Raw genomic sequence first — 15,469 nt, forward strand, 5'->3', positions numbered from 1 at the left:
GGCACTTTGTCAGCGCCTTTAAGACAGAAAATATGGTCTTAAGAATCCTCGTCGCTTTAGCGCGAGGAGTGTCAAAAGAATCACCAATGACTAATGACCAATCACAACTGACCAATCACAACTGACCAATCACAACTGACAACTGACTGCTAACAATATGACGATACATCTTCCTTACAATCATCTGCCAAATAGCACAGAGCTCGAAAGCGCATCCCCACCAATTGTTCGTAAAGCGGGTTAATCTGGCACATCGCCGGAATGTGGACGATTTTGCGCCCGAACAATACGACATCTCGCTCAAACGGACATTGCGACGGAATCATTTTGCAGACGAAATGTGCGACTCTGGGATCGTGAACTTCCCAGCCGTCAAGCCAGTCTTTGACGGGTTGCAAGACATTTTTCTGGTTAGGTTGACGTGGCCGCGCAGAAAGCGGTGTTGCGACATAATCAACGGTTGTTTGGCTGCTGGGCCCCTGCGGCGCGTACCTGCTGTCTTCGATGGTGTGTCGCAGAGATTCGATCGCCTCCACGTTGTGACCCAAAGCTGTGCAAAACTTGTACAGTACCTCGTCTTCGCTGAGCGAGTACGTACCGTCTGCTAAGGCTACCATGACTGCTGTTCTCAAAAAATTCTCGCCGTTGGCGGTGCCTTTCCCTAACACAGCAGCTAGTTCCTCTGCGGCAATGGGTTCAAAACCTGCCTCAAAAGATACCGGATGTAATTCATCCTGAGTTAGATTCGCAATCATTTTTTGCTCGTTTTCGTCTAAGTTGCCGTCTGCCCAAGCAATTGTCAGCAATCCGCGTAGCCAAGCGGTAATCTCTTCATTGGTACAGTTCGATTTCGCGTTACTCATTAGCATTTCCAGTTGGATATACCAGTCAAGTTGTTGGTTTGGATCGGGAGAAATATTCCCTCCTAAATAATTTTTACTGCTTTTTTGCTCGATCGCTCTATTTGTTGAAGGTTTGTGCCTGAAGATTGCTCCAAACGCTTGTAGTGGACGTGTTAAAAGCATATTTTGTTCTCAGGAGCATCGCTGACTAGCGAGCTAATACATTAGCTAATCCTCTTCCCCTAAAATCTCATCTATCTAGAGGAATAGGTTTCTCTGATTCATCTTAACTGTAGTTGCACCGATCGAGATGGCGATCGAATTTTACATCGAATTTTACTCAGAGGCGATTGGCCCGATCGACCCAATTTTTCGCAAGAAATCAAAGGTTTGCAACAGAGGATCTAATCAGAAACCGGGTTTCTCACGCAGGGGCGATCAAACTTCGCTCTCTTTACATTTTAATATATATTTTTGTAAATTTTTGTGTCCAGGCTGGGCAATATTAACAGCGAGCCGGATTTAAGCTGTTGAAATAAAAATTTCTGAGGAAACTGTTACTGCCGGTTAACAGTTTTGATTGCTGTGTCCGCCTAGAAATGACAAAAATTTTTAACTTCGGCGGCACAAAATCCAGCGCAATTCCATTGGCGGGCGTCCGTTTGCCATCGGGAAGACATCTCGACCGGTAGCCCAACTGGGAAACCAGGGCGTCGGTGGCCAGGCTCCTTCCGGCAGGTGGTGGCGTTCATATTCAAACACCAATTCGTCGGATATTTGGACTAAGGGCAACCCTTCCATTGCGGTGGCGAGTTCTTGGGGTGTAAATAAAGTAGACCAGGAGAGTTGGGCAACTTGTCGCACGAGGGCATCCGGCTGGTAGTCGCCGACGGTTAAAAATGTGCTGAACAGCAACAGGCCTCCGGGACACAGGGAATCGCACATTTTAGCGAGGAAAAGCCGTACTTGATCGCTGTCTCGAAAATGTGAGATGACTTCGGCGGCAACTGCCAACTGATAGCGGGCCGGTTTCATCCGCATTAAGGGGTCGAGCACATCGCCTTCAGTAACACTCACGGGAAGGTTTTCGGCTGTTACTGCTGCTTTCAATTGTTCTGCAAAAGCTGGAGCTAGTTCGATCGCATCTACAGAATAGCCCAATCTCGCCAGGGGCAAGGTATTACGGCCGGTACCAGCCCCCACGTCCAAAATCCGCACTCGATCGGGTGTGCCCAATTTAGCAGCCGTTGCCATCAATTTTGCATCGGGATGAGAGCCGAAAAGCGGAGGTTCTCTGGTGTCTACCCAGCTTTTGTACTGTTCTCCAACTGTTGAGCTAGTAACAATCACTTTGCAAGCTAAACCGGTTTGTGGCGGCTGCACTGATTCGTATTGCAGAATCAACATTGATGCTGTGGAGGTGCGGTAGCCTTGTTCTAACTTGGTGGCTAAAAGCTTGCTGAGTTCGTCTTTGCGGTCTTCTGGGAGGGGTCTGTCGAGAGTGCTAAATAGCTTTTCTATCGACTTGAGATAGTGGCTTAGCATTCCCGGTACGCAGGGGAAAACTAATTCTCCGCGAGCGTTTATGCGAGTATTAATTTTGTAGAGGATAGCTTGCTGGAGAATGTCGGGATTTACTACCAGCGGTAGCTGTTCGGTCTGGTCGATCGTACTTTCGGCGCCCATAAGTTCAGTTGACAGTTGACAGTTGACAGGTTGACAGTTGACAGTTGTCAGTTGACAGTTGTCAGTTGACAGTTGTCAGTTGTTAGTTGTCAGTTGTTAGTAAAAAACAATAGTGTCTTGTAGATACGATGTTTTTGCCCTTATCTACTTAGAGCTTTGTTTTGGATAAATCTTAAATTTATAATCTCAAATCTACCAAGCCCAAAATCAGATTAGGTCTGAAAATTCGAGTTAGTATTTTGAGCGACTGTAGCGCATTTAAATTGGATTTTTTACGGCGAGGTGGAAAAAGCGTCAAATCCTCTCGCCTTCTCCCCTCTCTCCTTCCCCTTGTCAGCCATCACAGGCAATTTATATGGGTAGCAAATTAAAGCTGGGCTTAGTTGCTGCCGGTAAAAGTCACTAGGGGGAACTTTGACTGCGCTTCAGTCATCGGGCGCCGTCTGCCTTCCTCTTGCCAGTAGTTGATGACTTCTGTGGCTTGGTTGAGGATTTCGACACGATCGTTATCAGCAATCCAGTGTTTGGCTTCGAGTTCGTTTTTGAGGTCTTCCCACGCATCTTTGCGGGGCCAGAAAAAGTAGGATGTCAGCGGGCTAGTTCCTTTGCCGACAACTTGGTCAACGGCGAGGGCAACATTCTCTTCTAGCCAGAGAACTTTTAAGATGAACTTGGACAAGCAAACCTCCAGGGTTCCGATCGAACTTGTTAAAAATTTCTACAATCGCTAAGCGTAGCACACTCTGTTCGATAATTGGTCATCGGCTATGAAAAGTTTTGTGGCGCGGCTGGTTTTAGCGCCACTCAGGGACTGGGAACAGATAAAATTTGGGTTCTCACGCGCCCTAGGTACAAGGAGAGTTAAGTTGTGAACAGAGTTATTGTAGTCTTCGACATTGATGGTGTGGTGCGGGATGTGTCCGGTTCTTACCGGCGGGCGATCGCCGATGCGGTGGAACATTTCACGGCGGGTGCTTTTCGCCCGAATTCTCTCGATATCGACTCTCTGAAGTCTGAGGGAGTGTGGAATAATGACTGGCAGGCGTCTTTTGAGTTAGTTTGCCGTTATTTTGAGGCGATCGGGCGATCGAGAAACGAACTCGCGATCGACTATGACGAATTAGTGGCTTTTTTCCAAAGTCGCTATCGCGGGCCCGATGAGAAAAATTGGACTGGTTACATTTGCGACGAACCGCTGTTGTTAAGTCCGGCTTACCTGGAAAATTTAACAGTTGGGGGCATTGTTTGGGGCTTTTTTAGCGGGGCGATGCGGGATGAAGCTGCTTATGTTTTGTCAGGGAAACTGAGTTTAAATTCCCCGGTGTTGGTGGCGATGGAAGATGCACCGGGAAAACCCGATCCGGCTGGACTTTTCGCGGCAATTGAACAGTTGGAAAACCTGCACGGTTTAGACAAAAATTTGCCCGTGATTTACGCGGGAGATACTGTTGCCGATATTTACACAGTGGTGAAGGCGCGGGAAGTGCAACCAAATCGGGTTTGGCTGGGGATGGGAATTTTGCCACCTCATGTTTTGGATGATGCTGTGCGCTGCGATGCTTATGCTGCAGCGCTGAAAAGGGCTGGTGCAGCAGCGGTTTTCAGGAATGTCGAAGAGTTGACGGCTGCGCGGATTCGAGAATTAGTTAATTGTTAGTTGTCAGTTATCAGTTCTCAGTTATCGAAATAACCAATAACCAATGACAACCGCCAACTTTTCCTTTGAGATTATTTCAAGTGCAAAAATTTCTCTAATGCAGTGACTACAACTGGTGGCCAGCGGCGGTTATTGGCAACCCAATCGAGGTCTTTGTAGCGGGAGTCGAGGCCGATGGCTGCTACCCAATTGCTCTCAGCTTCCCCGCGCTGTCCTGCCTCCCAAAGACAGGCGCTGAGGGCGGCTCTCATGTCGGCAAATTGGGGGTATCTGCGGACGATGTTTTTCATGTTGCGAATGGCTTCTTTGGTTTGCCCGTTTTGATAAAGTGCGAGGGCGTGGTTGGCGCGGGCAAAGGCGTATTCGGGGGCTAATTCAAAGGCTTTGCTGTAGTCGGCAATTGCTTGTTCCCATTCTCCTAAACCGGCTTCGGCGTTGCCTCGGTTGTTGTAGGCGGCTGGATCTTGGGAGTCTAATTCTAGTACATGATTGTAGTCGGCGATCGCTTCTTGCCAGCGTCCTAAACCTTCTAAGGCGGTGCCGCGGTTTAGGTAGGGATCGGGGGCGTCGGGTGCTAGTTCGATCGCTCTTTGGTAGTCTGAAATAGCGGCTTGTAGTTTGTTTTGGCTGACTCTAGAGTTGCCTCGGTTGCTCCAAGCGGCGGCTTGTGAGGGAAATTTGTCAATTATTTGAGTCCAAAAAGTTTCAGCGGCGGGAAATTTGCCTTCATTTGTAGCTTCAAAAGCTTTTTGAACGAGTTCTCCCAATTCCTGTTGGGGATCGGCGATATCTGTTGGTTGTACTTGTGCGGCAACGGGGGCGATATTTCCCAACCATGCTAACCCGGTTACAATTAATACTGTAAAAAATGTGAAAAGTGAGCGAATCATCTTTGTTGGCGGTTTAAACTTTATTAAACATATTATTAACCGAAATTGCGGGCGTTGCTTGGATAAGTTAGGAGTAATTTGGTGAAAAAACGCTTGCTAATTTTGGGGGGGACGGGGGATGCTGCTGAATTGGCGGTAAGAGTGTCTCAAATTGCTGAAATAGAGGTGGTTTCTTCGCTAGCAGGACGCACTCAACAGCCTTTTACCCCAAAAACGGGTACGGTGCGAATTGGGGGGTTTGGTGGGGCGGCTGGGCTGGCGGCGTTTTTGCTCGTTAGCGCAGCCCGCCCCTACGGGGGCTACGCCAACGGAGACGATCGCCCGATCGACTTCTTAATCGATGCTACTCATCCGTTTGCGGCTCAGATTTCTGCTAATGCTGCTGTTGCTGCTGCTGAATGTAATGTGCCCTTTTTGATGCTGGTGCGTCCTGCTTGGGAGAGGGTGGAGGGCGATCGCTGGATTGATGTTGCCAGCCACTCGGAGGCTGCAAGGGCTTTATTAGGGCAGTCTCAGCGGGTGTTTCTGACGATTGGTAGGCAGGAATTGGCTGCTTTTGCTGGTTTGGATGCTATTTGGTTTTTGATTCGGGCGATCGATCCTCCGGCACTCAATTCTCCTATTCCTAATGGTAAATTGTTGTTAGCAAGGGGGCCTTTTTCTTTGGAAGATGAGCGTCAATTACTATTAGAATATCAGATTGATACGATTGTTAGTAAAAACAGCGGGGGCGGTGCTACTTATGCGAAAATTGTTGCGGCTAGGGAACTGGGAATTCCGGTGGTGATGGTGCAGCGGCCGCCGATTGCCGATGTTGAGCAGGTTGCTGATGTTGAAGGGGCGATCGCTTGGTTAGTTAAGCAGTTATGATACCAAATTCGTTAGCATCGGAATAGTAAATTCGAGTTGACTGTTGACGGTTGACTGTTCACGGCGTCAACAGTCAACATCATTCCGGTGTAACCGGAAATGATATTAGTAGGGTTTCAAACATCGGCCAGGTTAGGTCTTTGAGTAATAGTTGATTTCCTGGCTGGATGATTATTTGTTTTAGTTCTAGCTGCATATTTTGACAGTTTTAATAGGATTTGAAATATAAAATAATTTAAGTTAATAGATTTTAGCAATTCAGAACTTATGCGGAATTGGTGTTAGAGATTAAAATTAAATTTATTGAAAGCTATTAGGGGCACCCAGTTACGGGATCATTTCCTTCAGCCGTTCTCATTCCTCCTATGATAGTTTCTACAATCGCGCACTGCTTAGCACCACCGTTAACAGTAGAAACTGATACCACAAATCGCCCCGGAATTGCAGGATTTGTACTTGGTAATTTTTTTACATTGCCCTGATAGTCAAAAATGATCGAGTTGAGAGGAAGATCAGCATCAACAACAGAACCAGTTGCATTCGTTAAAAGTGCAATAGTGCCGGGTTTAATTTCGCCTCCAGCATTTAACGTCTGTGTACTACCACCGGTAGCTAGTGGGGGGGTAAACGTAACTGTTGGGGGGTCTGTAGGATTGAATGTAACTGTGACAGTGCTCTTAGTTCGCTTTGCTTCGCTTTGTGCTAGTCGTAATGATTGGAAAACGCGATCGTTCACTGTGCGAACTCTTTGTCTGTTGATAAATGCCAGCCAACTCGGAGCGGCGATCGAACTTAATATACCTAATACCAACACTGTCGCCAGCACTTCTAGAAGGGTGAATCCTCCATCGGCTTTTCTGGATGCAGTTTTGTTGAAATTATGGCTGGGCTTGGCAGCCGAGTTATGCAAAAGTTTTAATAATATTGGTGGCGTTTTCATGGTACTCTCCTATTGTTTATCGGCTGGCGGGGATTCGGAAATGTGTTTCAGACATCAGTTACTGTCCGCGCGCGCCTAGACCTTGCACTTGCACGCTTGCTGTCGGGAAATATGCCGCTTTCTTGGCATCATAATCAGCAGAATCAGTTTGAATGCGGCGGAGGCTATTTCCTCTGATAGTTACTCGGGCTAAGTTGCGAGCATTATCAACACAAGCGTAAAAGCTATTTGTAGGCGGTGAGGCTGAATCAGTTACTTTTAGAGTCCCTTCTGGAACATCTGTCGCTGCCGCTAACCCTATTTTAGTTTGGGGAGTGCCGAGAGCCTTTTGACACTCCGCCATATCAAGTTGCTTGGGGCTGTGGTCGATGTAATTAACCAGAACTTCAGAATTTACAATAGGCACTCCCCCTGTAATAAGTGTCACGTCTTTTGTAGGGTCGCTAAAATCAAAAGCTCTATTAAAAGCTTCATCTTTATGAGAGCTTGTGGGAGTATCAGTTTTTGCGTAGTAAGGGAAATCAGGATCGCTCGGCGGCGCGTAAGGGTTTTGCACTCCATCCTTAATTTCATAGCGTTCTATACGGGTAGGACAATCTGTTCCTGAAGGCTGACACCAAATAGAATTAGAAGCAGTTTCTTTAATCTGGTAGTAGGCAACTAACGATCGTACATAGGTGTCGTTACATTCAATTGTTCCCCCAGTTTGGCCTGGAACCTTGCAGTCACTGGGCTTTAAGCCAGCACTCAGAGGAATAGCATTTTTAATCTGCTGTCGCTTCCAGAATACTAGAATTGGAGTACCAGTAGTATTTTGAGGAGGAGCAGGAAGTTTAGCTTTGATATCAACGACTTCTTTGCCGTTGTAAATATAAATAGCTTGACTCAAATCTTGGGCGATGAAATCAACGGCGGCTTGAAGGTCTTGCTCGGTATTTGACTTGACTTGTTCCCTCCTGTCGGTATTCAGCATATCGACGACAAAACCGAGCATCGGCGTAATGATTATAAACGCCATAATTGCTCCGACTAATAGCTCGACCAGAGTCATGCCCTTGTCTGTTTGAGCTGGGCCAGAGCGGTTTCGCGGGTACTGAGTTTTTAGAAGCAACCTGAGTAAAGTTTTCATTTTGACTTTTTCCTTTGTCAAATGGGGGGAGCGATTTTAATTTGATCGAAGTTCCTGCGAGCGTTAATTACAGCCCTCGGTTCGAGCACAAATGGATCGATAGGATGAAGCCCCGCCTTCTGGGGCAGGAGGAATTTCTGTATTCATTACTACCAATGGTGCCTTGGAATTTCCAAGTCCAGCTCCCACTATAGATTGACCTGTAGGTGTCAAAGTGCCAGTCGCATCGGCTCTGTAAACCCGCACAATCAAACCGTAGCCCGCTTTTTTCGCCTCTAGATTAGTAGCACTTACAGATGATTGCCGCACACCCTGAACACGAAAATCTTTGTTCCCAGTACAACCAGGATTTTCATCCAAGTCAACGCAGTACAAATTGTTAACAGATCCAGGAGCAGCAGGAATAGCAGCAGCATCTGATGCGGGAAACTCCCCATCTGTCGGTTTAATCGCCCCCGTCCTGAGAGCGTCGATGTAAGTTCTCGCCGCCTGCGTCGCCAGTTCCACCCGCCGCGCTTGTACGCGAGTCGCTACTGAGAAGGCCATCACAGGGGCGATCGCGATCATCAGCACCGAAACTACAATCATTGCTACCAATGACTCGATAATCGTGTAGCCGGCGTCTCGCGACTGGGGTAAATTTTGCTGTTGTTTGTGCTTAGTCATAAGTAGAACTCCAGTAATTGCGAGGCAGAAATTTAGGCCGGAGGAGGACACACACTTGGTTTGAAAGGAGCATCCACAGCGGGATCGCCGGTGGCTGCAACTTCAGCACACATCAAAGTTTGTACCCACTTGTCATCGCGACCGACTTCCCGGAAATACTCATCCGGCTGAGTCTTTCTGGGAGGAGTGGTAAATCTTTGGGTAAACAAGTCAGGCGACTGAGATAGCAAGCCTACATCGAAACCCCAATCCCGTTTTGGTGGGATGAAATAGGGAAGGCGAGCTCCACTCTCAGTTCTATATCCTGTTGCGAATGATCCTGCCCCGAGTCTTATCCTTGGAGCTGTGTAAGTAATTGCTGGTAGCGTTGGCTGGAACAAACTTTTCAGGGTAGTAGCCGCAGCGAGCATGGAAGGAGCATTCGGTGGCAGAATTGGCAGATAAGGACTCGTGCTGTAGGCGCTACGATTTAGTTGGATGAAAGAACCCTTGATGTTGGTTGGAGTATCCACACCGTTGATTTGCCAGCTTTCCAAAAAGCGGGGCAAATTTTGCAGACCGCCGTTCGTGTCACCAGTAGTAGCAGTAACGCCAAGAGTTCGGGAAGGAATGTCCCCGGCTCCTACGATTAGATGGAAAGCTGTCTCTTTAGCTCTCGGTATCCACCCAGTTGCTTTCGCTTGCAGATCCACCTCTGGTGGAGCTGCGGAGGCTGCGGCCGGTGCCACCGTTTGGAGCTGTAAGACTGGCATTAGCAGCGGCTGGAATGTGGCAGTTGTTGATAAAACTGGCAGCCGAGTTGTACCGTTCCAGTCGTTCACATTTCTGTTGACCACAAACGGTAATGAAGCCTGACCGTAATTTACAGAAGTACCAGTTGGTGTTGCTGTTGTCGCGAACCACAGAGAATTAGGTTTTAGTTCCCCAGGACCCGAAGCGACTGTTCCGCTATTAATGCCGTAAGGCTGTGGAGTTGCTCCTCCACTCAAAGTCCCGTTAGTAGCTCTTGGGAATGCAACGCGACGGGGGAATCGCTGTAATGCAGGAATCGGAGGGTCAACAGTTGTTCCGGCTTGAAACACAGTTAGACGGGTAGTGGCGTTGTAAAGCGAAGGCGTAGCAACTGCCTCTGCTGCTGTTTTTACCGCCCCGGCCGTCGGAATAGGATTGACTACCCAATCCGTGGGAGCGGTACATTCAGAAACCGGCAGTTTGATGCAAGTTTCCATCAAATAATGTGAGAAATTGCCGCGCCTTTGAACAGGGGTGACAAAGTTGTTGAAGTAAGAACTATTCAGCGTGGGGTTTGCATAGGCAGAATCTATGAGTGCTGTACCCGTACCCGAGAACAACTTGCCGTCACTTGAGAATGCCCCGCTAGTGAGACCGTTAGTAACAAAATTGTTGTGATAAAAACCTTGTTGTCTCCGAGGTAGTACAGCAGCAGCGCCCGCATTATTTCTGAGGTCAAAATCCCCTTCGTTGCGGAAGCCAAAGCGGTAGTTTCCTGAAAGCAGAGTGACAGCATCTGCTAGTACCGTTGCGGGACGCCAATTATCACCAGTGGTACAATCCTTAAGTCTGGGGTCGCCTGCGCGACAAGCAAAATTAGGATTGAGAATGCCACGATTCCCATAAAAATTACTCCAATTGTCTGTTAAAGGTGTCACGAACTCTTGTTGACTGTGTTTGTTAAATTCTCCTTTGATATAAACTGGCAAATTAGATACCAAAGTCAGACCTTTTTCCCTAACCACATCTGCCACTGTATATGGATTTGGTATTACGGGACCAGGTTTGCCACGGAATAGCTTTTCACCCTTGATGACTACAATCCCGTTCGGCTTGCGGGTGGGGTCGAGCAGAGAGTCTGTGGGACTGACTAATTTATCCCTATTTTCATCATTACTTCGAGCACTGCGATCGGGGAGCGCGTCATCCCGACTGGCATAAATAATCCCGCTGTTTGGCAGTAAATACTCTTTTGCCGGCGCTGGCCCGTTAGTTCCAGTAAATTCTTGCCCCCGCAGTTCCTCTATATTCAACTGAGTCGCTCGAATTTCTAGGGGCTGCCGTTCTTCGATCGGCAGGTTGTAATTCCCTGTCAATATTGCAGCGGGAGCAGTAGGGGGAGTAGTCGTAGGCCAAGGACTGCTCAGCGTAAATTCTTCATTTACCGCCGCCGTGGTGGTATTGTCGGCGTCTATTGCCCTGATTTCTCTAGCATTCAAAAATGCTACTTCCTGAATAGCTCCAGCAGGAATTTTAGTGCTAAGAGCGGGATTCTGCAAAATATTCAAAGCGCAAGCAGTAGAGTCGATCGCTGCTAAGTCTTCTAAATTGCGATCGTCTTTAGCTTTTAGCAGCGCCTCTCTCAAAGGCTTGTTGGCAAACCTACCGTCAGGGAAGACGTAGTTGGCTTGCGCGGTATAACTGGGGTCGCCACCGGTCAACAAGCCGTTAGCGGGAGCAGGTCCTAGTCCCGCAATATCTGGTCGTCCTGGGAACTCGTAGACTATACCGTTGTGAGAACCGATTTTTGTAATTGCAGGGCGGGGTTCTACTGGAGGAGTTAGATCTCCGCTGACATCAGCCAGTCCAGTTATATTTCTCGCTGTCAGTGCGGTACTGGGGTCGTAGTAACTGCTGACGCAGGCAAATGGGATTTGTTGAGGAGTGTCACCTTGCTTGTAGCCGCTGTTTGCATAGTGATAAACTGCCGATGCGCGCATCCGCAAATCGCCTTTGGCAAACTTGAGCGTGTTGGGGTCAATGGTTGGTAATACTGCGGCCGGTAGATCCTTACCGTTTGTGTCTGCTGGTGTTGGCCAGTCAATCCAACCACCAGGAGAAATACTATTGTCATATACTTTCGATCCAGGCCCGAGCGGCGACATCGGCATCGAGTCAGGCCAGACGACAGGGTATAGCTGCTGGCCCGCAATGTTCGGGTCATCGTAAGTATCGGCTGAACCGATTTTCGCTGTACCGTCAACAGGATCTATCCAGCGAGGCGGCGGTAGGAAGGAATTTTTGCGCTCGTAAACTCCTGCACTGGTAATTATCCGCAGACCACCTATACCGTCAAGGGGAGTTTTAGGTATTTGGGCTGATGCTTTTTCCCAAAAACCGTCGCGGTCTGTGGCCCCCACGTCAGAGAGCTTAGTCACCTGGGACGATCGTGTGCGGTCAGTACCGTCATCTGTCCACTTTCCTAATGTTTGCGATGCGCTGACAAATTGGTTTTTGGTGTTGTCCCAAAGTAGGGAAGGCAAGTTGTTACCCACTACTACTCGATCACCGATGTATGTTTCTTCTTCGGGTGAAGGCTCAGGGTTTTGTGCTTCTAGTTGCTCGGCTGTGAGACTTAATTGGGATATGCTCTGTGGATCTGCCCATGCAAGTTTAGGTCGTAAACCCGGCCCCCCTGAATCAACCAAGTTATTAGTCTGGCCTTGAGTTCCGTCCTTGCCAAATTCCACTTCAGCAAAGGGAACTTTCCGAGTCCTCTGCTTAAAATACTCTTCCAGCGCTTGTTCCCGTGTCTGTCCCGGAGAGCCTGCGACGTCTAGTTGGGCGTTTTGGACTGAAATTGGATCGGTAAGGGGATCGGTTTCACTCCCGACTGGTCCGATCCGTTCCCTTACTAAAGCCGCGATGCGATCGGCGAAAGCTTGGTTGTTATATATTACGTCTAAAGAGCTATTGCTTGTAGATCTATTTGTGGGCTGATTAATTGTTAGGTTTGTTTTTGGATAGTCTGGACTATCACCTTTTTTGAACAGGTGTACTGGCACTGGAATTGTGGGACCGGTACTTCCCGACCAGCCGTTGACGACATTGCCACCCACAATTATTTTGCTGTTTTCTGGTTCGTAGAAACAGGAATCCTTGCTGCTAACTTGATATAAATTTAATTGTTCGTTATCCCTCGTAACCGTCACGAGCAGATTACTATTTGTGATCATCCGCCCGTTGAGCCTTAACGAGGGACCGGGAGATATTTCCAAATCATCTTCATACACAACCGCATTATTGCTCAGGGGAATGCGACTTTGGTCTTGCTGGTATTCTAAAGCTGAAACGCTAGGGGTGCCTTTGAATATTCCCGCAATCGGCACATTGACTGTGTAAACAAAAAAACTTTTTTTGAGCCTGCCATCTATTTTGTACCAACCGGAGTCCCCGACCAAACTAGCGCTAGTACCAGCGGCAGCCTCGCACCCTTTTTTGAGCGAGCCTCCAGACATTGGAGGTGTTCTTGCTTCTAACGGCTTTCTCGCTCTTGTGAAATTGCCGTTAGTGTCACGCGGTGGAGAGCGAAAGAATATGCCGTAGATTGTATAAGTATCGTCCACGCCGTCTTTATCCGTATCGACGGGATATCTCCAAGCCGTATTTATTGATTCGTTTGTTTCGAGATTAAAGCCTGGATCGGTAACTTTAAGGTCTGGAGATGTTGGTGTACCGTCAAGGTCAAATTTAAGTTTTAGGCGCTTTTCGTCCCCAAATGTATACAAATCTGGGTTTGTAGGAGTTGAGGGTTCTAAGTAAGACGATATGATCCGGTACATTTCATTGTCGGAGGGAGTAGCTGTCGGTCTTTGCGGGTCTTCCTGCAGCAGGAACTGAATTTTTGCTTTCGCCCGATCAAGCGCGGGAGTGGCGGCCGCCAGCACCTGCTGGTTCACGCGCACGTTACGCGCCGTATTAGCCCGATCGAACGATCGCAGCGTAATCGCCACAGTCAACAATATCACTACCAGCAACACCATCGTCACCGTCGGCAGCACAAACCCCGCCATCGGTAGTTTAGCCCTGCGGCCCATAGCCATCAGCGCTTGCAGCATTGCTCTCATCAGCCGCTTGGCCCCGGATCTGGTAACACCAGCAATCCGCCGCAGCAGGGATACGATAACTTTGGATAATTTGCTCTTAAACATTGACGCCTTCCTGAATAATTTCAGAGATGGTATTGCAGGTAGTTACTGCTCGACAGTACAATCCCATCTTTATTGTTCCCATTTTTTGCAACTTGCATATCAGCCTCTTGCACAAATTTCAATCTGTACTTTGGCTGAAAAATAAAACCCACAAACCCGCAACCAAAACCACCGCCGATAATATATTTTTCAGAGAAAGATTTTCCCAGCAAGGATGAGAGTTCCCTAACTCCACTCTAATCTAGTTAAATAGAAATGTCAGTACCAAGATTGAGAGTGAATTAGATCACCCCAAAACAGTGATCGCGATCTTATCCGACGTATTTCCCAGCCCGCCCAGACCGGCTTTGTTTGTGTAGGCTCGGTTTCAACCACCGGAATCTAGAATGTAGAGTGGGCGATCGAATTGTGGTTAGGCGTATCGGTGCGATCAAATCTAAATTGGGCGATCGAATTTCCGCGATGCCTCAAAGTGCGATCGAATTTCCATGATACCTCAAAGTGCGATCGAATTTTCGTTTTACCCCGGCGCACTGTCAGTACAAGTGCCAAATATAAACCTACCACCCCACCCATGAAACAAACTCCCAAACCCCCCGACTTCATCATCATCGGTGCCCAAAAAGGCGGCACAACATCTCTGTACAATTACCTAATCCAACATCCCCAAATCGCCCCCGCCGCCCAAAAAGAAATCCATTACTTCGACTTAAAATTCGACAAAAGCCCAGACTGGTACTATGCCCAATTTCCCCAGCCCCAAACAAGCGAAAATCTACTAACCGGAGAAGCCAGCCCCTACTACATCTGTCACCCCCAAGTTCCGCAACGAATCCACGATTTATGCCCGAAAGTTAAAATAATCGCCCTGCTGAGAAACCCAGTAGAACGCGCAATTTCCCACTATTATTACTATATCAAAATAGGCTACGAATCCCTATCATTAGAAAGTGCGATCGCCGCAGAACCCGAAAGACTCCAAGGCGAAATAGAAAAACTCCTAGCCAACCCAAACTACTACAGTTACGAACACCAACACCACAGTTATCTAACCCGCGGCATTTACGCAGATCAACTCCCAGCCTGGATGAAACTTTTTCCCAAATCACAACTTTTAATCCTCAAAAGCGAAGACTTATATACCAATCCCTTCGGCACATACAACAGCGTCTTAAAATTTCTAGAATTGCCGCCGCACCAACTACAAACCTACGAAAAATACAACGCCACCCAATATCCCCCCATCAGCGAGACAGTATACGAGCAATTGAGAACATATTTTCGATCGCACAACCAAAGACTAGCCGAAATGTGCGATCGAGACTTCGGCTGGGATTAAAATATTAAGCAGCGGCCGTAGCATTTGCTTCCAGAGGCTCGATTTCCTCCGGCGTAGCGTGACGGCGCGGATCATTAAAGCTGCGTGCCGCTAGCCAGTTAGAATTTTGCGCCGCCTCGCAACCAATCACGTAAAGCGAAGATTGGTTAAAAGCAGCCCAGAGAGCATCACAAGCCTGTTTATCCATCAGTGAATCGGCGATCGGGCGATCGTGAATCAGAGCAAATAAATCAAACTCATTTCGTTTTGGATTCCACTGATATTGCAAAGTAGGAGCATAACCCATTTCGATCAATTGTGCGATCGCGCGATCGGGCGTATATCCGTCCAAATGCACCCGATTGAGATAGATAGACACTTGGACATACTCATCTCTGGCAGGTAGCAGTCGGTAATTCGAGTTAGTCATCATTATTGGTCTCCGTGCAGTATTGACACTCCCCGGCCTTGAAGGCGCGGGGATTCTTGGATCAATCAGTCGATTTGCTCGTTGATGCTGCCATCAAA

The 15,469-nt window shown here is 47.9% G+C and carries 12 protein-coding genes; 3 read left to right on the forward strand and 9 right to left on the reverse strand.

What is annotated here, in order from left to right; translation table 11 throughout:
- Positions 1-149: 149 nt before the first annotated feature.
- The 3 genes from QUA44_RS28950 to QUA44_RS28960 all read right to left on the reverse strand — a co-directional run bounded on the left by QUA44_RS28950 (position 150) and on the right by QUA44_RS28960 (position 3,219).
- Positions 150-1,025: a Mo-dependent nitrogenase C-terminal domain-containing protein gene (locus QUA44_RS28950; RefSeq protein ID WP_333256947.1), complete on the reverse strand. Its 876-nt coding sequence runs from the start codon at positions 1,023-1,025 to the stop codon at positions 150-152.
- 429 nt (positions 1,026-1,454) lie between these two features.
- Positions 1,455-2,528, reverse strand: coding sequence for a class I SAM-dependent methyltransferase (locus QUA44_RS28955; protein ID WP_333256950.1), 1,074 nt, complete (start codon positions 2,526-2,528; stop codon positions 1,455-1,457).
- Positions 2,529-2,907: 379 nt separating this feature from the next.
- Positions 2,908-3,219, reverse strand: coding sequence for a 30S ribosomal protein PSRP-3 (locus QUA44_RS28960; protein ID WP_333056906.1), 312 nt, complete (start codon positions 3,217-3,219; stop codon positions 2,908-2,910).
- 177 nt (positions 3,220-3,396) lie between these two features.
- Here QUA44_RS28960 and QUA44_RS28965 point away from each other — a divergent pair, with 177 nt between their 5' ends.
- Positions 3,397-4,185, forward strand: a complete 789-nt coding sequence (locus tag QUA44_RS28965; RefSeq protein ID WP_333256953.1) for a TIGR01548 family HAD-type hydrolase — start codon at positions 3,397-3,399, stop codon at positions 4,183-4,185.
- A 71-nt stretch (positions 4,186-4,256) separates the two neighbouring features.
- On the opposite strand, the gene QUA44_RS28970 is transcribed toward QUA44_RS28965, so the two are convergent.
- The gene (locus QUA44_RS28970; protein WP_333256956.1) at positions 4,257-5,075 is read right to left on the reverse strand and encodes a tetratricopeptide repeat protein; all 819 of its coding nucleotides are present in this window, start codon (positions 5,073-5,075) and stop codon (positions 4,257-4,259) included.
- Between the two features lie 81 nt (positions 5,076-5,156).
- Here QUA44_RS28970 and QUA44_RS28975 point away from each other — a divergent pair, with 81 nt between their 5' ends.
- Complete coding sequence (locus QUA44_RS28975; RefSeq protein WP_333256959.1) at positions 5,157-5,945, forward strand: cobalt-precorrin-6A reductase; 789 nt, start codon at positions 5,157-5,159, stop codon at positions 5,943-5,945.
- Positions 5,946-6,258: 313 nt separating this feature from the next.
- Here the strand turns inward: QUA44_RS28975 and QUA44_RS28980 are convergent, their stop codons facing one another.
- From QUA44_RS28980 to hpsA, 4 genes are all read right to left on the reverse strand, one after another.
- A complete protein-coding gene (locus tag QUA44_RS28980; protein WP_333256962.1) occupies positions 6,259-6,885 on the reverse strand; it encodes a prepilin-type N-terminal cleavage/methylation domain-containing protein in 627 nt (208 codons plus the stop codon).
- A gap of 58 nt (positions 6,886-6,943) precedes the next feature.
- Positions 6,944-8,014 carry a hormogonium polysaccharide secretion pseudopilin HpsC gene (gene hpsC, locus QUA44_RS28985; protein ID WP_333256965.1) on the reverse strand — a complete coding sequence of 357 codons (1,071 nt, stop codon included), beginning with the start codon at positions 8,012-8,014 and terminating at the stop codon, positions 6,944-6,946.
- A gap of 63 nt (positions 8,015-8,077) precedes the next feature.
- Positions 8,078-8,680 (reverse strand): prepilin-type N-terminal cleavage/methylation domain-containing protein, encoded by a 603-nt coding sequence (locus tag QUA44_RS28990; RefSeq protein WP_333256968.1) that lies wholly within the window; start codon positions 8,678-8,680, stop codon positions 8,078-8,080.
- A 32-nt stretch (positions 8,681-8,712) separates the two neighbouring features.
- Positions 8,713-13,623 carry a hormogonium polysaccharide biosynthesis protein HpsA gene (hpsA, locus tag QUA44_RS28995; protein ID WP_333256971.1) on the reverse strand — a complete coding sequence of 1,637 codons (4,911 nt, stop codon included), beginning with the start codon at positions 13,621-13,623 and terminating at the stop codon, positions 8,713-8,715.
- Between the two features lie 424 nt (positions 13,624-14,047).
- On the opposite strand from hpsA, the gene QUA44_RS29000 reads away from it, so the two are divergent.
- Positions 14,048-14,962, forward strand: a complete 915-nt coding sequence (locus tag QUA44_RS29000) for a sulfotransferase domain-containing protein (protein ID WP_333310069.1) — start codon at positions 14,048-14,050, stop codon at positions 14,960-14,962.
- Positions 14,963-14,966: 4 nt separating this feature from the next.
- Here QUA44_RS29000 and QUA44_RS29005 read toward each other — a convergent pair whose 3' ends face one another.
- A complete protein-coding gene (locus QUA44_RS29005; protein WP_190739383.1) occupies positions 14,967-15,374 on the reverse strand; it encodes a hypothetical protein in 408 nt (135 codons plus the stop codon).
- Between the last annotated feature and the right edge of the window lie 95 nt (positions 15,375-15,469).

The sequence above is a fragment of the Microcoleus sp. N9_A2 genome (assembly GCF_036701775.1).
Lineage (GTDB): Bacteria > Cyanobacteriota > Cyanobacteriia > Cyanobacteriales > Microcoleaceae > Microcoleus.

Coding starts and splice junctions, on each gene's coding strand:
- QUA44_RS28950 (WP_333256947.1), bottom strand. CDS start 1,025: ATGCTTTTAACACGTCCACTACAAGCGTTTGGAGCAATCTTCAGGCAC.
- QUA44_RS28955 (WP_333256950.1), bottom strand. CDS start 2,528: ATGGGCGCCGAAAGTACGATCGACCAGACCGAACAGCTACCGCTGGTA.
- QUA44_RS28970 (WP_333256956.1), bottom strand. CDS start 5,075: ATGATTCGCTCACTTTTCACATTTTTTACAGTATTAATTGTAACCGGG.
- QUA44_RS28980 (WP_333256962.1), bottom strand. CDS start 6,885: ATGAAAACGCCACCAATATTATTAAAACTTTTGCATAACTCGGCTGCC.
- hpsC (WP_333256965.1), bottom strand. CDS start 8,014: ATGAAAACTTTACTCAGGTTGCTTCTAAAAACTCAGTACCCGCGAAAC.
- QUA44_RS28990 (WP_333256968.1), bottom strand. CDS start 8,680: ATGACTAAGCACAAACAACAGCAAAATTTACCCCAGTCGCGAGACGCC.
- hpsA (WP_333256971.1), bottom strand. CDS start 13,623: ATGTTTAAGAGCAAATTATCCAAAGTTATCGTATCCCTGCTGCGGCGG.
- QUA44_RS29005 (WP_190739383.1), bottom strand. CDS start 15,374: ATGATGACTAACTCGAATTACCGACTGCTACCTGCCAGAGATGAGTAT.